Raw genomic sequence first — 19,208 nt, 5'->3', positions numbered from 1 at the left:
CACGGACGCCGCGGTGCGTGCGTCCAGTCTGTCAGTGCGTGAAGGCGTACGCGATGAGTGCCATCGTGACGATGAAGCCCGCCAGGTAGTTGATCCAGAGGAAGCGCTTCCACCCGGCGTTCGCGGCCTCGGCGCCCTGGTCGGTGATGTTCCACCACGGCAGCACGTTGAGCGCGTACGGGATGACCACGATCGCGGCGATCGGCCCGGGGAACGCCGAGAACAGCAGCGCGACGCCGGCGACCAGGTAGGCGACGAAGGCCAGGCGGACGGTGGCCCGTGCGCCGATCACGGTCGCGACGGAGCCGATGCCGCCGGCGCGGTCGGCCAGGACGTCCTGCACGGCACCGAACGCGTGCGAGGCCACGCCCCACAGGAAGAACGCGATGCACACGGCGACGAGCTCGCCGGTCCAGTGCGGGCCCGCCAGGGCGAGGCCGTAGATCGCCGGCGAGACGAAGTGGGTGCTCGACGTCAGCGAGTCGAGGAACGGCTTCTCCTTGAACCGCAGCCCCGGTGCCGAGTACGCGATGACCGCGAACACGCTGATCGCCAGGACGAGCCACGACCACGGCCCGTTGCCGCTGACCGCGCCGAGCACCACGAGCGCGACGAGGAAGGGGACGTTCGTGACGACGACGGCCCACAGCGTCGTTCGGTGGACGCTCTTGTCGAGCAGGGCGCCCTCGACGCCGCCCTTGCGCGGGTTGCGCAGGTCGGACTCGTAGTCGAAGACGTCGTTGATGCCGTACATCGCCAGGTTGTAGGGCACCAGGAAGTACACGACACCGACCAGGAACGCGACGAGCGAGAACCCGCCGCCGCCCTCGACGCCGACCCCGCTGCCGAGCAGGTACGCGGCGCCGAACGGGTAGGCGGTGTTCACCCAGCTGATCGGGCGCGACGACACGAACAGGGCACGCAGGGTCGACGGCCTGGAGGCGGTGCTGGCGTTCACTTCATGTCCTCTGCTGGTGCTGTGGTCGGGCCGAGCACGGGGCGCGCGCCCGTCCGGTCGCGTGCGCCGGTCCGGTCGCGTGCGCCCGTCCGGTCGAACAGGACCCACAGGCTGGGCAGCAGCACGATGGCGGACATCGCGTAGGCGAGGTCCTCGACCGGGATCGCACCGATCTTCGCACCGCTGATGAGCGAGGGGTCGTAGGCGACGATCCGCAGCGTGACGATGACGTTGTCGAACACCATTGTCATCACCAGCAACGCGACGCCGGCGATCACGGACGTGAGCACCGCAACCCGGCGCCCGACCGCGGGCCGTCGACCCGCCGCACGGGCCCGGCGGGCGGCGACGACGCCGGCGACCACGGCCACGACGGCCGTGACGCCGAAGAACGGCAGGGCCAGGAGCGCGTACGCCCCGGTGCCGTTCACGCGCGCCGCCGATCGGTCGCCCGCTGCACCAGGGGCCGGACGAAGCCGACCAGGTCCATCGTCGAGTAGCAGAGCAGCAGCAGGAAGAAGAGTTCCTCGAGCGGGACCTCGGGCGCCAGGAGCACCCCGGTGAGCAGGTTCTGCGGCCCGATGAAGAAGATGCCGGCAGCGACACCGGCGACGTCCCACACCATGAAGAACGCGACGCCGACGACCATCACGGCCGCCGCCCGCCACGGTGCCCGCCAGAAGAACAGCCGGAAGCGGGCGTCCAGCACGGTCATGCCGACCAGGGACACCACCAGGCCGGCGAGGTAGACCCCGGGCATCAGACGGTCTCGGTCCGGTCCCGCGGGGCCCCGAGGGGCGTCGGCAGCGGCTCGGTGCTCCGGTCGCCGTGGATGCGCTTGAGCAGGACCTCGGCGCTGATCAGGCACATCGGCAGACCGATGCCCGGGATCGTCGAGGCACCGACGTAGTACAGCCCCTCGACCTTCTTCGACGCGTTCTTCTCGCGGAAGAACGCGCTCTGCTTCAGGGTGTGCGCCGGGCCGAGCATCGAGCCGTTCCAGGCGTTCAGGTCGTCGGCGAAGTCGCGCGGTCCGATCGTCCGTCGGACCCGGATGCGGTCGCGCAGGTCCGGCACCCCGGCGCGCTCGGCCAGCACGTCGATGGCACGGTCGGCGATCTGCTCGACCTGGTAGTCACCGGCACCGTCGATGCCGCCCTTGCCGATCGACAGGTCGGCGGGCAGCGGCACCAGGATGAACAGGTTGCTGGTACCGGGCGGGGAGACGCTCGGGTCGGTCTCGGACGGGGCGCAGACGTAGATCGAGGCGGGGTCCGGCACGTGCCGGTCGTCGCCGAAGATCGCGCCGAAGTTCGCCTTCCAGTCTGCGGTGAACATCAGGGTGTGGTGCAGCAGGCCCGGCGTCGGACCGTCGATGCCGAGGTACACGAGCACCGCGCTCGGGCCCGGGTCGCGCTTCTTCCAGTGGTCGGCACCGTGGGTGCGGTGCTCACGCTCGAGCAGCTGCATCTCGGTGTGCTGCATGTCGGCAGCGCTGACCACGAGGTCGGCGGGGGCCGTGTGCTGCACGCCGTCGCGGTCGCGGTGGACGACCCCGGTGGCGACGCCGTCCTCGACGACGATCCGCTCGACCTTCGCACCGGCGATGATCTTCGCGCCCTCGGCCCGGGCGACCCGCTCGACGGCGGAGATCACCTCGGTGATGCCGCCCTTCGGGTAGAGCACGCCGTCGGCCAGGTCGAGGTGGCTCATCAGGTGGTACATGCTCGGTGCCGCGTACGGACTCGTGCCGAGGAACACCGCCGGGTAGCCGAGGATCTGCCACAGGCGACGGTCGCGCACCGCGGTCTCGGCGAAGGTGGAGAGCGGCTCGAGCAGCAGGCGCGCGAGCTTGGGCAGACGACGCAGGACATCGGGTGCGGCGAGCTTCGTGAGGTCCTGGAAGCTCGTGTAGAGGAACCGGCGCACGGCCATCGTGTAGGTGTCCTCGGCCGACGCGAGGTACTTCCGCATCCGCTCGCCGGCACCGGGCTCGATGGACTCGAACAGCGCGATGTTGGCCTCGGCGTCGGCGCGCAGGTCGATCGGCTCGTCGTGGCCCTCGCTGTAGACGCGGTAGCCGGGGTCGAGCTTCACCAGGTCGAGTTCGGCCTCGGCCGACGTTCCCAGCAGCTGGAAGAAGTGGTCGAAGACCTCGGGCATGAGGTACCACGACGGCCCGGTGTCGAACCGGAACCCGTCCTGCTCCCACGAGCCGGCACGGCCACCGAGCTGCGTGCGCTGCTCGAGCACCGTCACCGAGAAGCCGTCGCGTGCGAGCAGCGCGGCGGCCGCCAGGCCGCTGATGCCGCCGCCGATGACGACGGCGCGGCGAGCGGGCACCTTGCGCCGGGTGGTGGTGGCGACCGTCGTCGGTCGGGAGGCGCGGGGCGGGGTCATGAGGAGCCTCCCGGCCGGTGGGTGGTGACGCGCGACCGGAGCGGTGCGCGTCCGGCGAGGACCTGCGCCGCGAGGCGCACCTTCACCGGGTTGGGGACGCGCACGCGCGTCGTGACGAGACGGCTCGCCGGGGTGCGCGCGAGTCGGTCGTTGAGTTCCTGGAACAGCGCGTGGGCGAGTCCGACGGCGTTGCGGGCGTCGGCCGGCAGCAGCCGGATCGTGCGTGCTGCGTGGTCGAGGTCGGCCTGCACGTCGGCGACCAGGCGGTTCTTCGTGGCCTCGTCGAACGACCGGATGTCGACGCCCGGGAAGTACGAGCGACCGAGCACCTCGAAGTCCGCGTGCAGGTCACGCAGGAAGTTCACCTTCTGGAACGCGGCGCCGAGCGCACGTGCCCCGGCGACGAGTTCGGCCTGGTCGAACGTCGGACGACCGGCGCGGTACACGAACGCGCGCAGGCACATCAGGCCGACGACCTCGGCGGAGCCGTACACGTACGCGGCGAACGAGGCGTCGTCGTGCTCGGTGCGGTCGAGGTCCATGCGCATCGAGGCGAAGAACGGGGCAGTGAGCTCGGCGCCGAAGCCGGTGGCGCGGGCGGTGCGGGCGAACGCGTGGACGACCGGGTTCACCGAGAAGCCGAGCGCGATGGCCCGTTCGGTGTCGGCCTCGAGCTCGTCGAGCACCGTGCGGGCGAGCTCGCGGTCGAGCCCGGCCTCGGTCGCGGGGCCGTCGACGACCTCGTCCGCGACGCGGACCAACGCGTAGACGTTCCGGATGTGCTCGCGCGTGTCGCGGGCGAGCATGCGGCTCGCCAAGCCGAACGACGTCGAGTACCGGTCGATGACGACCCCCGACGCGGCCTCGGCCGTGGCGTCGTAGAGCTGGAGGCGAGCCGGACGGGATCCGGTCGCCGTGGTGGTGCTGTGGGTCACCGGGCGCGCTCCACGAGTTCGGTCACGAGGGCCTCCAGGCGGTCGGCGAGGTCGTACGGCAGCCGGGCGAGCTCGGCCCGGGCGAGTGCGGTGTGGTCGGCGACACGTGCTTCCGCGGCGCCGCGCGCACCGCAGGAGACCAGGGTCGCACGGACCTCGTCCGCGCGGGCCTCGGTCAGGTCCGGGTCGCCGAGGTACGGCTCGAGGTCGGGCCAGCAGTCGGTGGTCGCCGCGTACGCGATCAGCATGGTGCGCTTGCCCTCGCGCAGGTCGCCGAGCACGGTCTTGCCGGTCATGGTCTCGTCGCCGAAGACCCCGAGCAGGTCGTCGACGATCTGGTACGCGATCCCGATCTCGCGGCCGAAGGCCCCGAGGGCGGTGACGATCTCCTCGTCGGCGCCGGCCAGGACGGCACCGGACTGCAGCGGGGCCTCGAACGAGTACACGCTCGTCTTCGCCCGCTCCATGGCCAGGACTTCGTCCACCGTCGGCATCACGCCGAGTGCCAGGTCGACGTCGGTCATCTCGCCGGCGGCGCTGGCGAACACGGCCTCGTCGAGCAGTTCGAGCAGCCGCTCGCGGCGGGTGCCGTCGACGCCAGCGGCCTCGATGAAGCGGGGCGCACCGGCGAGGGCCAGGTCACCGGCGATCACGGCGGCACTCATCCCCCGGTGCTCGGCCGTCGGCAGCGGCAGGCCGCCCGTCGTCCCGTTGTCGCGGAAGGACCCGGCGACGTTCGGCTGCCCGCGGCGCGACCAGTCGCGGTCGATGACGTCGTCGTGCACCACGAGTGCGGTGTGCAGGAGTTCGTAGGCCGCCGCGACGTTGGCGGCTGCGTGCACGTCGGTGCCGCCCATGCCGGCGTACGCGGTCATGACCATGCGGGGCCGGAAGCGCTTGCCGCCCATGCTCGCCTTGCGGAGCACGCGCCACAGTTCTTCGGACGGTCGGCCGTAGCGCTCGGCGCGTGCCGACGACACGGCGAAGAAGCGCTCGAGGCAGTCGTCGACGAGCGCGAGGTCGATGTGCGGCACGGTGGTCGCTTCCTCGCTCATTGGCCTAACCTATCGACTCAGATGAACGCTTTCCCTGAATCCGTGGTGCTCCTGGCCGACGACCGTACCCCGATCGGCACGGCGGACAAGTTCACGGTCCACACTGCCCACACGCCCCTGCACCTGGCCTTCTCGTGCCACGTCCGGAACACCGACGGCGACGTCCTGGTGACCCGACGAGCGCTGTCGAAGAAGACCTGGCCGGGGGTGTGGACGAACACCTTCTGCGGCCATCCCGGTCCGGACGAGTCCTTCGAGGACGCCATCGGCCGTCGGGCCTCCCGCGAGCTCGGCATCACCGTGCGCGACGTCGAGGTCGTGCTGCCGGAGTTCCGGTACCGCGCGGTCGACGCCTCGGGCATCGTCGAGAACGAGGTCTGCCCCGTCTTCCGTGCCGTGACCGACGACACTCCGGCTCCCGCGGACGACGAGGTCGCCGAGTGGGCATGGGTGTCCGAGGACTCTCTCAGACAGGCCGTCGCCGGCGCGCCGTTCGCCTGGAGCCCGTGGCTCGGGTGGCAGCTCGCCGAGCTCGAGACCGCCGGGCTGCACGTCACGCGCTGACGCTCCTGCGCCTGCCGCGACGGGTTGTCCGACCCGTGCCGCAGGCGTACGCTCGACCGTCGGCAGCGCTCTGGGCGCCGCCACGACGAGACGAGAAGGGCAGGTGAGGCGCGATGTCGGGTGACCATCCTCGATCGGGCCGGCCGCCCCTGTCGGTCGTCGCGCCCGCTCGCTGACCCTGCCCCGCCCCGGATCGCCTCCGGGGCGCCATCGCGCCCGCCTGCTCCCCACCGAAGGAGCACGCACATGGCACTGATCGACAACGCGATCTACGTCCGGGGACGCCGCGTGGAGTCTCCGTCGACCCTGTCGCGCCCGGCTCGTGGCGACCTGACGTGGATCGGGCTGCTCCGGCCCGACCCGCACGAGCTCGAGGCCGTAGCCGACGAGTTCGACCTGCACGAGAACGCCGTCGAGGACGCCCGCAAGGGACACCAGCGCGCCAAGCTCGAGCGCTACGGCGACACCCTGTTCCTGGTGCTCCGGCCGGCCTGGTTTGACCCGTCCGAGGGCACCGTCGAGTTCGGCGAGGTGCACCTGTTCGTCGGCGACCACTTCGTCGTGAGTGTCCGGCACGCCGCCCGACCCGACCTGGCGGTGCTGCGGGCACAGGTCGAGGCAGACCCGGAGTTCCTGGCGAAGGGGTCCGAGGCCGTGACCGCGGCCGTGCTCGACGAGGTCGTCGACGGCTACGGCCCCGTCGTCCAGGTCCTGCAGGAGCAGATCGACGCCATCGAGGACCAGCTGTTCGCCGGGCAGGTCGACCCGGGGGTGTCGAAGCGCATCTACCAGCTGCTCAGCGAGGTCCTCGCGTTCCAGCGGGCCACCACTCCGGTGCCGGCGATGGTCACGGGGCTGCTCCGCGGTGCGGACAAGTACGGCGTGGACGACGACGTGCAGCACCGACTCCGCAACGTGCACGACCACGCACTCCGCGTCACGGAGCGCGTCGACTCGTTCCGCGCCCTGCTCGAGAACGCCCTGACCCTGCACGCCACCCTGGTGTCGCAGGAGCAGAACGAGGCGATGCGCCGGATGACCAGCGCGAGCCTGGCCCAGGGTGAGGAGAGCCGGCAACTCGCCCGGGCAGCACACCGCCAGGGCGAGGAGGTCAAGAAGATCTCGTCGTGGGCGGCGATCCTGTTCGCACCCGGCCTGATCGCCGGTGTCTACGGGATGAACTTCGACCACATGCCCGAGCTGCACTGGCACTACGGCTACCCGGTCGCGATCCTCGGCATGCTCCTGCTGATGGGCGTGCTCTGGGCGATCTTCCGCAAGCGCAACTGGCTCTGAGCCGACGGCGGATCGGCGCACAGGTGGCGTCGATCCGCCGGACGTGCATAATGATCTGGCCTGGATGTGAACGTGCACATCGATGTGCCACGACACCCGGGCGGAAACGAGCAGCAATGGCGTCATCGCGGACACAGCAACCGCGTTCGCCCAGCATCCGTGACGTCGCACGGATCGCGGGCGTCTCGCACCAGACCGTCTCGCGGGTGCTGAACAACTCGGACGCGATCCGGGCCGAGACACGCGACAAGGTCCTGGCGGCCATGGAGCAGCTGCAGTACCGGCCGAACCGGGCCGCACGCGCCCTGGTCACGAGCCGGACCCACACGATCGGCGTCCTGACGGCCCGCCGCGCCCACTACGGTCCGGCCGTGGCACTGCAGGCGATCGAGGACGCCGCGATGCTCCGTGGCTACTCGGTCACGACGGCGAACATCGCCGAGGCGACCGATGCCGCCGTGCGGGAAGGACTCGGGCACCTGCTCGACCTCGACGTCGAGGGCATCGTCGTCATCGCGCCCCAGCAGCGGGTCTTCGACCTGATCGCGGAGCTCGGCATCCGCACCCCCTACGTCACCATGCGCGCCAGCGTCGGCGAGGACCCGACGGCCCTGTGGGTGGACCAGATGGAGGGCGCACGACTCGCGACCGCGCACCTGCTCGACCTGGGTCACGAGTACGTGCGGCACATCGCCGGACCGCAGGACTGGATCGAGGCCGACGCCCGCATGCAGGGGTTCCTGCGCGAGATGTCCGACCGCGACATGGCCGTCGCGCCACCGATCCTGGGCGACTGGACCGCCGACTTCGGCTACCACGCCGGCCGCGAGCTGCTGCGGTGGCGGGACTGCACCGCGATCTTCTGCTCGAACGACCAGATGGCGCTCGGCGTCATGCACGCAGCGCGCTCGTACGGGCTCGACGTCCCGGGTGACCTGTCCGTGGTCGGCTACGACGACATCCCCGAGGCGAAGCACTTCTGGCCACCGCTCACCACGGTGCAGGTCGACTTCGCCGAGCTCGGGCGGCGCTGCGTGGACCTGCTGCTGCCGAGTGAGGGCGAACTGCTCCGCCCCATCGACATCGTCCCGCAGCTGGTCGTGCGCGCCTCCACGAGCGCGCCCCGCACGCGCTGACGCACCTCGGGCCGCGCCACGCCCCGAGTACCTGCGACGAACTTCTGCCCAGGGACGCCCGGAGACACCCGGTACGCCCGGAACGACCCGGTACGCCCGGAACCACCCGGCCGCCCCGGAGTACCTGCCACAAACGGGCATACCTGCCACGAACTTCCGACCAGGTACGCCCGAAGACACCAGGTACGCCCGGAATGACTGGGTACACCCGAAACGTCTCGGTACACCCGAAACCAACCGGCCACCCAGGAGTACCTGCCACAAACGGGCGTACCTGCCACGAACTTCCGACCAGGTACGCCCGAAACGACCCGGTACGCCCGGAACCACCCGGCCACCCAGGAGTACCTGCCACAAACGGGCGTACCTGCCACGAACTTCCGACCAGGGACGCCCGGAAGCGCCAGGCAGGCCCGCTCCGACGAGGCGAGCGCGGCTCCGGACGCGACCACGAAGCGGACCGGAGGCCCGTGGCCGGCCCGCCACGAGCCTCCCGGCCGCGCATGCGGATTCGCGCAACGAAACGCCCGTTCCCGAGCCCCCTGGCCCCAACCCGGGGGACGTTCCCTCCGGATCACGCACGCCGTTACGAAAACGCGACCAATCCGAATTGACAGCCGCACCGAGGCTGTGCGTAAATTGCCTCCGTCCAGCCGATGTGACCGTTCACATGAGCGTCACACCGAGCCGGATCCGGACGCGACAACGAAGTCCACACAGGCCCCCTGTGCTTTCGCTGCCGCAGCAGAACCACCCGAACACACTGCCGCACCGAAGCGGCAGAAGGAGATGCACTGTGGCGTCAACCCCGATCGACACCGGCCTCGAGACCCGGTCGATCACCGCACCCGAGACGATCCTCGAGATGCGCTCGATCACCAAGGAGTTCCCTGGTGTGAAGGCGCTGGCCGACGTCTCCCTCAGCGTCCGCGCCGGCGAGATCCACGCGATCTGCGGCGAGAACGGCGCCGGCAAGTCGACCCTGATGAAGGTCCTGTCGGGCGTCTACCCGTACGGCACCTACAGCGGCGAGATCGTCTACGAGGGCGAGGAAGTCCGCTTCTCGAACATCAAGCAGTCCGAGCAGGCCGGCATCGTCATCATCCACCAGGAGCTGGCGCTCGTCCCGGAGCTCTCGATCACCGAGAACCTGTTCCTGGGCAACGAGCCGAGCCGCGGTGGCGTCATCAACTGGACCGCCGCACAGCTCCGTGCGCAGGACCTGCTCGCCCGCGTCGGCCTGGCCGACGACCCGGACACGCAGATCAAGAACATCGGTGTCGGCAAGCAGCAGCTCGTCGAGATCGCGAAGGCCCTACACAAGGACGTCAAGCTCCTGATCCTCGACGAGCCGACCGCCGCGCTCAACGAGAACGACTCGCAGCACCTGCTCGACCTGATCGTCGGGCTGAAGGCCAAGGGCATCGCGAGCATCATCATCAGCCACAAGCTCAACGAGATCGAGCAGATCGCGGACGAGATCACGATCATCCGCGACGGCAAGGCCATCGAGACGCTCAACGTCAAGGCGGACGGCGTCAACGAGGACCGCATCATCCGCGGCATGGTGGGCCGCTCGCTCGAGTCGCGCTTCCCGGACCGCACCCCGAAGATCGGCGAGACCTTCTTCGAGGTCCGCAACTGGACGGTGCAGCACCCGATCGACCCGTCGCGTCTGGTCTGCAAGGCATCGAACTTCCACGTCCGCAAGGGCGAGATCGTCGGCTTCGCCGGCCTGATGGGCGCCGGACGCACCGAGCTGGCGATGAGCCTGTTCGGTCGCTCCTACGGCACCTGGCTCGACGGCCAGATCATCAAGGACGGCCGCGAGATCAAGGTCACGAACGTCCAGCAGGCGATCGAGAACGGCATCGGCTACGTCTCCGAGGACCGCAAGGCGCTCGGCCTGAACCTGCTCGACACCGTGAAGCGCTCGACGGTCGCCGCCGACCTGAAGAAGATCTCGAAGGCCGGTGTCGTCGACTCGCTCGAGGAGTACTCGGTCGCCGAGAAGTACCGCAAGATGCTCCGCACCAAGGTGCCGAGCGTCGAGGACAACGTCGGCAAGCTCTCTGGTGGCAACCAGCAGAAGGTCGTCCTGTCCAAGTGGATGTTCACCGACCCGGACATCCTGATCCTCGACGAGCCCACCCGCGGCATCGACGTGGGTGCCAAGTTCGAGATCTACGGGATCATCCAGCAGCTCGCCGCCGAGGGGAAGGGCATCATCCTCATCTCGTCCGAGCTCCCCGAACTCCTCGGTCTCTCCGACCGGATCTACACCATCTTCGAGGGCCAGATCACCGCTGACCTCCCGGCCGACCAGGCCGATCCCGAATCGCTCATGCGCAGCATGACCTCCGCGCGGAAGGGCGCCACCGCCTCATGAACAACCTGAAACTGCTCTTCGGCAAGGGCAACAGCATCGGCCAGTACGGCATGATCATCGCCCTCATCGTGCTGCTGATCTTCTTCTCGATCACGACGAACGGGCTCATCCTCGAGCCGACCAACGTCATCAACCTGTTCCTGCAGTACTCCTACATCCTGATCCTGGCGCTCGGCATGGTCATGGTCATCATCGCGGGGCACATCGACCTTTCGGTCGGTTCGGTCGCAGCGGTCGTCGGCATCGTCGTGGCGCAGTCCATGGCCGTGTGGGACTTCCCGGTGTGGGCAGCGATCCTCCTTGGCCTGGCCTGCGGTGCCGCGATCGGTGCCTGGCAGGGCTTCTGGGTGGCGTTCGTGAAGGTCCCGGCCTTCATCGTGACGCTGGCCGGTCAGCTCATCTTCCGCGGTGTGAACCAGATCATCGGCAACTCGACGTCCGTTCCGGTCCCGAACGACTACATCCCGATCGGCGCCGGCTTCCTCGGCGACTTCGGCCCCGACTTCGGCTTCAGCAACGGCACCCTGCTCATCGGTCTAGCCACGATCCTCGCGCTCATCATCATCGAGGCCCGTGGCCGTGGCCGCCGCAAGAAGATGCAAGCCGAGGTCCCGCCGCTGTGGGTCTCGGTCGTCCGCACCGGTATCCTGGTGGCCGTCACGCTCGTCGCCACGTACCTGTTCGGCGCCGGCCCGGTCGGCACCTCGGTCCCGGTCGTCGCGATCATCCTCGGTGTCCTGACCATCGTCTACGGCTTCGTCACGAAGAACACGATCTTCGGTCGCCAGGTCTACGCCGTCGGTGGCAACGCCAACGCCGCGGTCCTGTCGGGTGTCTCCGCGAAGAAGGTCAACTTCTTCGTCATGATGAACATGTCGGTCCTCGCCGCGATCGCCGGCATGGTCTTCGTCGCCTACTCCGGCGCCTCTGGCCCCGCGGACGGCACCGGTTGGGAGCTCGACGCTATCGCCGCCGTCTTCGTCGGTGGTGCAGCGGTCGCCGGTGGTGTCGGCACGATCTCCGGATCGATCATCGGTGGTCTCGTGATGGCGCTGCTGTCGAACGGCCTGCAGCTGATGGGCCTCGAGTCCAACAAGGTGCAGATCATCCGCGGTCTGGTCCTGCTCGTCGCGGTCGCCTTCGACGTGTACTCGAAGTCGCAGGGTCGCCCGTCCCTCATCGGGGGCATGATGCGGCAGTTCCAGCGGAAGGACACCGAGCAGAACACGGTGTCCGCCCAGCAGCCGCGGTCCATCGAGGACCAGCCCGACAAGATCACCCTCCCCTAGTCCCAACTCCCCACACCGGGGCCCCGGCCCCACACCTCCTCAACGAAGAGAAAGCAATCACATGCGCAAGAAGATCGTCGCCGGCCTCAGCCTGGCGCTCATCGCGGGCCTCGCCCTCAGCGGTTGCTCGGCACGCGGCTCGTCCGACGACGCCGGCAGCACCAGCACCATCAAGAAGGGCGACCTCATCGGCGTCGCCCTGCCCGCCAAGACCTCGCAGAACTGGGTCCTCGCCGGTGCGGCGTTCAAGAAGTCGATCGAGGAAGCCGGATTCAAAGCCGACATCCAGTACGCGAAGGCAGACGGCCCCGTCCCGGACCAGCAGGGTCAGATCGCGACCATGATCACCAAGGGCGCCAAGGCCGTCATCATCGGCGCGGCCGATGGTTCGCAGCTGACCGCGCAGGTCAAGTCGGCCAAGGCTTCTGGTGCTGTCGTCATCGCCTGGGACCGCAACATCCTGAACACGAAGAACGTCGACTACTACGTGGCGTTCAACAACTTCAAGGTCGGTCAGCTCCAGGCCGAGGCGCTACTCAAGGGCCTCGAGGAGAAGAAGGGCGACAAGCCGTACAACGTCGAGCTCTTCGCCGGTTCGCCGGACGACGCCAACGCCACCGTGTTCTTCAACGGTGCGATGGACGTCCTCCAGCCGAAGATCGACGACGGCACCATCAAGGTCGTCTCCGGTCAGACCACGTTCCAGAAGGTCGTCACGCAGGGCTGGCTCGCACAGAAGGCCCAGTCGCGCATGACCGACCTGCTCGCGCAGTACTACACGGGTGACACCGAGCTCGACGGCGTCCTGTCGCCGAACGACACCCTCGCCCGTGCGATCCTCACCGCGACCAAGGCCGCCGGCAAGGACAACCCCGTCGTGACCGGGCAGGACTCGGAGACCGCGTCGATCCCGCTCATCATGCAGGGCACGCAGTACTCGACGATCTTCAAGGACACCACGAAGGAAGCCCAGGCTGCCGTCGACCTCGTCTCCACCCTGTCGAAGGGCGACAAGCCCGAGACCAAGATGGACAAGACGAACAACTACAACGGTGTGAAGACGGTCCCCGCGATCGAGCTCGCACCGGTCCTCGTCACGAAGGACAACGCGGTCGAGGCCTACAAGGGCAACGACACCCTCGAGGACCTGGCAAAAGCAGGTCAGTAGCTCCTAACCGAGAGCAAGCCCACCTCGATCGAGGTGGGCTTGCTCTCGTTGAGGGGGGGTACGCGATCGGTCGGCCGAATCGTGGACTGCGCAGCGGCTCGTACCGGTCTACTTTTGCCCCAGATGAGTTCTCATCGAAAGATCAAAGGGGATCGACATGAAGTTGATGATTAAACTCGCGGCCGTTGCCGTAGCGACGGGGGCCATCCTGACGGTGGGTGCCATCCCGGCGCAAGCCGTCGGGACGAGTGCGCAGACGTGCCCTGGCGGCTCTGCGGTCGGGCACTCGTCCACGAACGGCGGCGCAGACACGAACGCCGTGAACTGCCGGGGGGCACTCCGGGTCGAAGTTCGGCAGTTCTACACGGTGACCGGGGGGAAGACGTACCCCACGGCTTGGAAGCGCAGCAGCAACTACGTGTTGACCGTGAAGCAAGCCAATCCTGGTTACCCGGTCTTCAAGTCCGAGCACCGTTGGGTGCCGAGCGTGACCGGAGCGGGCGGCGCGCCGGGCATCTTCGGCCTCTGATGCGGAACTGAGGCTGGATCACGGTGGCCCTCGCCCTTCTGGCGGGGGTCGCCGCATGTCCCGGGACGGCGCGGGAGGTTGTGCCCTGGCGCGAGAACCCGAGGAAGCGCAGCAAGGAACGAGAACGGCCGTCTGCTGGAGGGGCAGGAGCGGCCGTCGGGACTGCTGACGGTCGGACGGGAGGCGCGTGGCGGGCCCGCCACGCGCCTCCCGTCCCTCAGTCGCCCCGGTGGGCGCGGTACGCGCTTAGCCGCTCGACGGCCGCTCGCAACCGCGGGACGTCGGTGCGTGCCGTCTCGACCAGGACGGCGTCCGACACCGCCGCGCCTCCGACGGTCACCTGGTCGCCGATGTGGGCGAGCCGCGCCCAGAGGATGTCCGGCTCCGTCGCCGTCACCGCGGCGGGCAGGGAACCCACCGCGGCACCGATCTCGACCAGCCGCATCCGGACGGCGTCAACGAGCATGGCATCGGGTGCCGAGTCCTCGTGCACGTACCGGTCGATCGCAGCGCAGGAGTGCAGCACTCGTCGAGACAGCGGTCCGTGTCGGGCGTCACGGCGACACGGCTCCGGCGGACCGTTCGGGCCCGACGTCCGACGCGTCCGAGACCGTCACGTCGACGCCGAGCAGTCGTTCGACGTCGTCCTGGATCCGCATCAGGGTGAAGTGGCCGCGCCCGGTCCGCGCCCGCGTCCGTCAGGGGTGGGCCGCGCGCAACCGGCGCGCGGCGTCGGCGAGGTGCGGGACGTCGGTGCGGGCGGTGCCGAACACCAGCGCACGCGTCGTGTCGAAGTACCGCCGGGTCAGCCGCTCCCCCAGGTCGGACACGCGCGACCACGGGATGCCGGGCTCGCTCGCGGTGACCCCGGCGGGGAGCACCCGGACCGCCTCACCGATCTCGACCAGGCGCATCCGGACCGCGTCGTGCACAAGGTCCTCGGGCACCCGCTCGTCGTCGATGTAGCGCCGGATCGCCTCGCACGCCCGGATGACGTCGTCGAGGCGGTCGGCCACGGCACGGCGGATGCCGGGCTGCGCACTCACAGCGGCACCGCGGTCCGGACGACCCCGGGGCGCATGCCCGCGGCGTCGACGACGTCGACGCGGACTCCGAGCAACCGTTCGGCGGCGTCCTGGATGCGCATCAGTGCGAAGATGCCGAGCCCCGCGTCGACGTCGACCATCAGGTCGACGTCACTGTCCGGGCCGTCCTCACCCCGCGCGACGCTGCCGAAGATCCGGGGGTTCCGCCCGCCGAACCGCTGCACGATCTCGAGGAGGTCCTGCCGGGCCGCGACCACGCGCTCGAGGAGCGGCGGGGGCTCCTCGACCGGCTGCAGGTCGATCGTCGTCGTGAAGCCCGCCGCACGGAGCATCCGCTGCAGGGCCGCGAGGGACGGTTCGCGCCGACCGTTCTCGTACGTGCTGATGACGCTCTGCGTGACGCCGGCGCGCTGGGCGAGCTGGACCTGGGTCAGTTCGGCGCGTTCACGGGCATCGCGGATGAGCACCGCGGCCGACAGCGGCGGGGCGGACCGTGGGGGAACAGCGGACATGCTGCAACGATACACAGCATCCAACATTTCGTCCGCCGCCGGAGCGGCATACGCTCAGCGCGGGTCGGAGACGTCCGCCCGGTGGAAGTTCTGCGCCGAGCGGGACGCGGTCGGGCCACGCTGGCCCTGGTAGCGGGACTGGTACTCGGCGGAACCGTAGGGCTTCTCAGCCGGGCTCGACAGCTGGAAGAAGCACAGCTGTCCGATCTTCATCCCCGGCCACAGCTTGATGGGCAGCGTCGCGACGTTCGACAGCTCGAGCGTCACGTGCCCGGAGAACCCGGGGTCGATGAAGCCCGCGGTCGAGTGGGTCAGGAGGCCGAGGCGACCGAGCGAGCTCTTGCCCTCGAGCCGAGCGGCGATGTCGTCGGGCAGCGTCACGACCTCGAACGTGGAGCCGAGGACGAACTCGCCCGGGTGCAGCACGAACGCCTCGTCCGGGTCGGTCTCGACCAGGCGGGTCAGGTCGGGCTGGTCCACCGCGGGGTCGATGTGCGGGTACTTGTGGTTGTCGAACAGCCGGAAGAACTTGTCGAGCCGGACGTCGATGCTCGACGGCTGGACGAGCGAGGCGTCGTACGGGTCGAGGCCGATCCGGCCTTCGGCGAGCTGGGCGGTGATGTCGCGGTCGGAGAGCAGCACGGACGAAGCCTAGCGGCAGCGCGCGTCGCGCCGGTATGCTGCCAGGCTGCCCACCACCCGGGCGGGCGGCGTTCGGAGCAGTGATGACCACGTACACCGTCGACGAGATCACGGTGCCCGCCGCCATGGACGACGACCCGGCGACCGTCGCGACCTTCGCCGAGTGGCTCGCGGTGTCCGACGGCGCCGAAGCCGCCGTGCACGGGCTGCACGAGTTGGCCTGGACGCCGGAGGAGTACCTGCCGCTGTGCCGAGAGCCGGGTGCCCCGAGCCGGCTCGTCGTCGCCCGCGACGACCGCGGCACCGTGGTCGGTGCGGGCTCGTACGACACGAAGCAGGAGCCCGGCACCACCAACTGCTGGCTGTCGGTCGGCGTCGTCCCCGAGCACCAGCGCCGCGGTGTCGGGACGCTGCTCGCCGACCACCTGGAGTCGATGGCCCGCGCCGACGGCCGCACGCAGTGGAAGACGTACGCCGTCTCACGGCAGGTCGGGCCCGCGTCCGGTCCCGGGTACGTGCAGGCCCCGACGGGGTTCGGCGCCGTCCCGGAGGACGAGGCCGGGGTACGGTTCCTGACCGCCCGCGGCTGGCACTTCGGCCAGGTGAACCGGATCAGCCGGCTCCCGCTGCCCGCCGACGCATCCGTGGTGCGCGGACTGCACGAGCGGGCGTCTGCTGCCGCCGGGTCGGAGTACCGCGTGCACGCCTGGACCGGTCGGACGCCGGAGCAGTGGCTCGACGGCATCGCCCTGCTCGAGACCCGGATGAGCACCGACGCGCCCGCCGGGGACATGGAGGAGCCCGAGGACGTCTGGACCGCCGAACGACTCCGGGAGCACGAGGACGAGCTCGCCCGGGCACCGCGCACCCTGCTCACCGTGGCCGTCGAGCACCTGCCGACCACCAGCCTGGCCGGTTTCACGCAGCTGTCCGTGCCGGACGACCCCGCACGGCCGGCACAGCAGTGGGACACCCTGGTGCTCCGCGAGCACCGCGGCCACCGGCTCGGCTGGCTGCTCAAGGTCGTCGGGATCCAGGAGCTCGAGCGGCGGTTCCCGGGGCGTCCCTCGGTCATCACGTTCAACGCGGAGGAGAACCGCCACATGCTCGACGTGAACGAGGCAGTGGGGTTCGTCGGCGTCGGCTGCGAGGGCATCTGGGAACGGCGGGTCTGAGCGCGCATCCGAGGGGCCGCCGTCCAGCCGACACGCCTACGATTGGACGGTCATGACCGTCACGTCACCCGAAACCCAGCCCACGGGGTCAGCGCCGGACGCCGCCCCCACCACCGGGCGCTCGTCCACCGTCGCGACGGTCCTCGTCATCGCGATCCCGCTGGCCGTCGCGTGCTCGATCCTCGGGCTGACGATCACCGGTGCCTTCAGCGCGAGCCAGCAGCTGGTGTCCGCCGGCGAGGTCGTCGAGTACGGCCTGCCGATCGCCCGCGTCGTGCACGACACGATGGCGGCGCTGACCATCGGGCTCCTCATCGTCGCCGCCTTCGCGCTGCCCGCGCAGAAGAAGGACCACGGCGCCCTGTCCAGCGTGCAGCACCGTGCGACCCGGTGGGCCGCGGCGACCGGCGCCGTCTGGTTCCTGGCCGCCGCGGTGAGCATCGTCCTGACCGGCGCGAACACCCTCGGTGTCCCGCTCACCAGCCCGGTGTTCGCCCGCAACTTCATGCTCTTCGCGTTCCAGGTCGAGATCGGCCAGGCGCTCGTGGTGTCGGCAGCCGCGATCCTCGTCGCCACGGTGGTGGCCGCCTTCGCCACCCGGGTGACGACCCTGGCGTTCGCCACCGTGATCGGCCTGTTCGCCCTGCTCCCCCTGGCCCTGTCCGGTCACGCCGCCGGGTCGCTCGAGCACGCGAACGCGGTGAACTCGCTCGCGATCCACCTGGTCGGGGTGTGCGTGTGGGCCGGTGGCCTGGTCGCCGTGGTCCTGCTCCGCACCCGCACCAAGGGCGCGACCGGACGCGTGATCGCCCGGTACTCGACGCTCGCCGGCTGGTCGTTCGGGGCCGTGGCGTTCTCCGGCATCGTCAACGCGTCGCTGCGTCTGACCGGCCCGCTCGACCTGTTCACGACCACGTACGGCTGGCTCATCACCGTCAAGGCGCTCATCCTCGTGCTGCTCGGCGTCGCGGGGATCGTGCAGCGCCGGAAGCTCGTGCCCGGGCTCCTCCGCGCGCCGCTCGACCGCCGCCTGTTCACCCGGTTCGCGCTGGCCGAGATCGTGTTCATGGCCGTGGCCATCGGCGTCTCGGTCGCCGTGTCCCGCTCGCAGCCGCCGATCCCGCAGACCCCGGCGACGGGCGAGGACACCCGCTCCGGCCTGATCGGGTTCCCGTTCCCGCCGGCACAGACCACGCAGACCTACCTGACCCAGTGGCACATCGACTGGGTGTGGCTCGGCCTGGCCGTCGTCGGGGCCGTCTGGTACCTGCTGGCGGTGCGCAAGCTCCGGAAGCGCGGCGACGCCTGGCCCGTCGGGCGCACCATCGCCTGGCTGATCGGCTGCGCCCTGTTCATCTGGACCACGTCGGCCGGCCCCGCCGTGTACGGCATGATCCACTTCTCGTCGCACATGCTCCAGCACATGCTGCTGATGATGTTCGTCCCGCTGCCGCTCGTGCTCGGTGGCCCGGTGCTGCTCGCGCTCCGCACCCTGCCGGTCCGGAACGACGGCTCACGCGGCGCCCGCGAGTGGCTCATGCTCTTCGTGCACTCCCGCTGGATGCAGTTCCTCGGCAAGCCCGCCGTCGCGGGGATCATCTTCGCCGGGTCCCTCGTGGTGTTCTACTTCACGCCGGCGTACCAGGCCGCGATGCAGTCGCACGAGTGGCACGTCGCGATGATCATCCACTTCGTCCTGAGCGGCTACCTGTTCTTCTGGGTCTTCGTCGGCGTCGATCCGGGCCCCCAGCGCCCGCCGTACCCGATGCTCATCATCACCCTGCTGGCCACCCTGGCGTTCCACGCGTTCTTCGGCGTCGCGGTCATGACGTCGCAGTCGGTGTTCGCGATCGACTGGTTCCACGCGCTGGGCCAGACGAACGACGCCGCACTGCTCGACGACCAGCACACCGGCGGCGGCATCGCCTGGGGCGCTTCGGAGCTCCCGATGGTGTTCGTGGCCCTGCTCGTCGTCCGGAATTGGATGCGCTCGGACAAGCGCGACGCGAAGCGCCTCGACCGCAAGGCCGACCGCGACGGTGACGCCGACCTCAAGGCGTACAACGAGCGCCTGGCGGCGATGAGCAAGCGGGACTGACCCGCAGCACCGGTCA

The 19,208-nt window shown here is 69.7% G+C and carries 19 protein-coding genes; 9 read left to right on the top strand and 10 right to left on the bottom strand.

Features of this window, described 5'->3' with window-relative positions; translation table 11 throughout:
- Positions 1-31 precede the first annotated feature (31 nt).
- Genes DEJ12_RS08655 through DEJ12_RS08630 form a run of 6 tightly spaced genes read right to left on the bottom strand, consistent with a single transcriptional unit; the run spans position 32 to position 5,348 of the window.
- Complete coding sequence (locus tag DEJ12_RS08655) at positions 32-958, bottom strand: prenyltransferase (RefSeq protein WP_071404934.1); 927 nt, start codon at positions 956-958, stop codon at positions 32-34.
- Positions 955-1,389, bottom strand: a complete 435-nt coding sequence (locus tag DEJ12_RS08650) for a lycopene cyclase domain-containing protein (protein WP_181433156.1) — start codon at positions 1,387-1,389, stop codon at positions 955-957. The genes DEJ12_RS08655 and DEJ12_RS08650 overlap by 4 nt, the downstream gene beginning before the upstream one ends.
- Positions 1,386-1,718: a lycopene cyclase domain-containing protein gene (locus DEJ12_RS08645; RefSeq protein WP_027464925.1), complete on the bottom strand. Its 333-nt coding sequence runs from the start codon at positions 1,716-1,718 to the stop codon at positions 1,386-1,388. The genes DEJ12_RS08650 and DEJ12_RS08645 overlap by 4 nt, the downstream gene beginning before the upstream one ends.
- The gene (crtI, locus tag DEJ12_RS08640) at positions 1,718-3,358 is read right to left on the bottom strand and encodes a phytoene desaturase family protein (protein WP_111029687.1); all 1,641 of its coding nucleotides are present in this window, start codon (positions 3,356-3,358) and stop codon (positions 1,718-1,720) included. Before crtI ends, DEJ12_RS08645 begins: the two co-directional genes overlap by 1 nt.
- Positions 3,355-4,293, bottom strand: coding sequence for a squalene/phytoene synthase family protein (locus DEJ12_RS08635; RefSeq protein ID WP_111029686.1), 939 nt, complete (start codon positions 4,291-4,293; stop codon positions 3,355-3,357). Before DEJ12_RS08635 ends, crtI begins: the two co-directional genes overlap by 4 nt.
- On the bottom strand, positions 4,290-5,348 hold the full coding sequence (locus tag DEJ12_RS08630) for a polyprenyl synthetase family protein (RefSeq protein WP_071404931.1): 1,059 nt from the start codon (positions 5,346-5,348) through the stop codon (positions 4,290-4,292). The genes DEJ12_RS08635 and DEJ12_RS08630 overlap by 4 nt, the downstream gene beginning before the upstream one ends.
- Positions 5,349-5,369: 21 nt before the next feature.
- Between DEJ12_RS08630 and idi the strand changes: the two genes are divergently transcribed.
- The 7 genes from idi to DEJ12_RS08595 all read left to right on the top strand — a co-directional run bounded on the left by idi (position 5,370) and on the right by DEJ12_RS08595 (position 13,719).
- Positions 5,370-5,912, top strand: a complete 543-nt coding sequence (gene idi, locus DEJ12_RS08625; RefSeq protein ID WP_110864939.1) for an isopentenyl-diphosphate Delta-isomerase — start codon at positions 5,370-5,372, stop codon at positions 5,910-5,912.
- A 246-nt stretch (positions 5,913-6,158) separates the two neighbouring features.
- The gene (locus DEJ12_RS08620) at positions 6,159-7,208 is read left to right on the top strand and encodes a magnesium and cobalt transport protein CorA (protein WP_111029685.1); all 1,050 of its coding nucleotides are present in this window, start codon (positions 6,159-6,161) and stop codon (positions 7,206-7,208) included.
- A gap of 116 nt (positions 7,209-7,324) precedes the next feature.
- A complete protein-coding gene (locus DEJ12_RS08615; protein ID WP_017886425.1) occupies positions 7,325-8,344 on the top strand; it encodes a LacI family DNA-binding transcriptional regulator in 1,020 nt (339 codons plus the stop codon).
- An 865-nt stretch (positions 8,345-9,209) separates the two neighbouring features.
- Positions 9,210-10,733, top strand: coding sequence for a multiple monosaccharide ABC transporter ATP-binding protein (gene mmsA, locus DEJ12_RS08610; RefSeq protein ID WP_111029829.1), 1,524 nt, complete (start codon positions 9,210-9,212; stop codon positions 10,731-10,733).
- Positions 10,730-12,022, top strand: a complete 1,293-nt coding sequence (locus DEJ12_RS08605; RefSeq protein WP_111029684.1) for a sugar ABC transporter permease — start codon at positions 10,730-10,732, stop codon at positions 12,020-12,022. The genes mmsA and DEJ12_RS08605 overlap by 4 nt, the downstream gene beginning before the upstream one ends.
- A 61-nt stretch (positions 12,023-12,083) precedes the next feature.
- A complete protein-coding gene (locus DEJ12_RS08600) occupies positions 12,084-13,190 on the top strand; it encodes a sugar-binding protein (protein WP_111029683.1) in 1,107 nt (368 codons plus the stop codon).
- 157 nt (positions 13,191-13,347) lie between these two features.
- Complete coding sequence (locus DEJ12_RS08595) at positions 13,348-13,719, top strand: hypothetical protein (RefSeq protein ID WP_111029682.1); 372 nt, start codon at positions 13,348-13,350, stop codon at positions 13,717-13,719.
- A gap of 217 nt (positions 13,720-13,936) precedes the next feature.
- On the opposite strand, the gene DEJ12_RS08590 is transcribed toward DEJ12_RS08595, so the two are convergent.
- The 4 genes from DEJ12_RS08590 to dcd form a co-directional block, all read right to left on the bottom strand.
- Entirely contained in the window at positions 13,937-14,245 is a 309-nt protein-coding gene (locus DEJ12_RS08590; protein WP_111029681.1) for a DUF86 domain-containing protein, read from the bottom strand.
- Between the two features lie 172 nt (positions 14,246-14,417).
- Positions 14,418-14,765 (bottom strand): DUF86 domain-containing protein, encoded by a 348-nt coding sequence (locus DEJ12_RS08585; protein ID WP_111029680.1) that lies wholly within the window; start codon positions 14,763-14,765, stop codon positions 14,418-14,420.
- Positions 14,762-15,277 carry a helix-turn-helix domain-containing protein gene (locus DEJ12_RS08580; RefSeq protein ID WP_111029679.1) on the bottom strand — a complete coding sequence of 172 codons (516 nt, stop codon included), beginning with the start codon at positions 15,275-15,277 and terminating at the stop codon, positions 14,762-14,764. Before DEJ12_RS08580 ends, DEJ12_RS08585 begins: the two co-directional genes overlap by 4 nt.
- Positions 15,278-15,331: 54 nt before the next feature.
- Positions 15,332-15,919: a dCTP deaminase gene (gene dcd, locus DEJ12_RS08575; protein ID WP_027464935.1), complete on the bottom strand. Its 588-nt coding sequence runs from the start codon at positions 15,917-15,919 to the stop codon at positions 15,332-15,334.
- An 83-nt stretch (positions 15,920-16,002) separates the two neighbouring features.
- On the opposite strand from dcd, the gene DEJ12_RS08570 reads away from it, so the two are divergent.
- Together DEJ12_RS08570 and DEJ12_RS08565 are read left to right on the top strand one after the other, a co-directional pair.
- The gene (locus DEJ12_RS08570; protein WP_181433157.1) at positions 16,003-17,094 is read left to right on the top strand and encodes a GNAT family N-acetyltransferase; all 1,092 of its coding nucleotides are present in this window, start codon (positions 16,003-16,005) and stop codon (positions 17,092-17,094) included.
- A gap of 52 nt (positions 17,095-17,146) precedes the next feature.
- A complete protein-coding gene (locus DEJ12_RS08565; protein ID WP_111029677.1) occupies positions 17,147-19,192 on the top strand; it encodes a cytochrome c oxidase assembly protein in 2,046 nt (681 codons plus the stop codon).
- Positions 19,193-19,208 lie beyond the last annotated feature (16 nt).

Source organism: Curtobacterium sp. MCLR17_059, assembly GCF_003234665.1.
Lineage (GTDB): Bacteria > Actinomycetota > Actinomycetes > Actinomycetales > Microbacteriaceae > Curtobacterium > Curtobacterium flaccumfaciens.
This window is presented reverse-complemented; position numbering and strand designations above follow the sequence as displayed.

Coding starts and splice junctions, on each gene's coding strand:
- DEJ12_RS08645 (WP_027464925.1), bottom strand. CDS start 1,718: ATGCCCGGGGTCTACCTCGCCGGCCTGGTGGTGTCCCTGGTCGGCATG.
- crtI (WP_111029687.1), bottom strand. CDS start 3,358: ATGACCCCGCCCCGCGCCTCCCGACCGACGACGGTCGCCACCACCACC.
- DEJ12_RS08630 (WP_071404931.1), bottom strand. CDS start 5,348: ATGAGCGAGGAAGCGACCACCGTGCCGCACATCGACCTCGCGCTCGTC.
- idi (WP_110864939.1), top strand. CDS start 5,370: ATGAACGCTTTCCCTGAATCCGTGGTGCTCCTGGCCGACGACCGTACC.
- DEJ12_RS08620 (WP_111029685.1), top strand. CDS start 6,159: ATGGCACTGATCGACAACGCGATCTACGTCCGGGGACGCCGCGTGGAG.
- DEJ12_RS08615 (WP_017886425.1), top strand. CDS start 7,325: ATGGCGTCATCGCGGACACAGCAACCGCGTTCGCCCAGCATCCGTGAC.
- mmsA (WP_111029829.1), top strand. CDS start 9,210: ATGCGCTCGATCACCAAGGAGTTCCCTGGTGTGAAGGCGCTGGCCGAC.
- DEJ12_RS08605 (WP_111029684.1), top strand. CDS start 10,730: ATGAACAACCTGAAACTGCTCTTCGGCAAGGGCAACAGCATCGGCCAG.
- DEJ12_RS08600 (WP_111029683.1), top strand. CDS start 12,084: ATGCGCAAGAAGATCGTCGCCGGCCTCAGCCTGGCGCTCATCGCGGGC.
- DEJ12_RS08595 (WP_111029682.1), top strand. CDS start 13,348: ATGAAGTTGATGATTAAACTCGCGGCCGTTGCCGTAGCGACGGGGGCC.
- DEJ12_RS08580 (WP_111029679.1), bottom strand. CDS start 15,277: ATGTCCGCTGTTCCCCCACGGTCCGCCCCGCCGCTGTCGGCCGCGGTG.
- DEJ12_RS08570 (WP_181433157.1), top strand. CDS start 16,003: ATGACCACGTACACCGTCGACGAGATCACGGTGCCCGCCGCCATGGAC.
- DEJ12_RS08565 (WP_111029677.1), top strand. CDS start 17,147: ATGACCGTCACGTCACCCGAAACCCAGCCCACGGGGTCAGCGCCGGAC.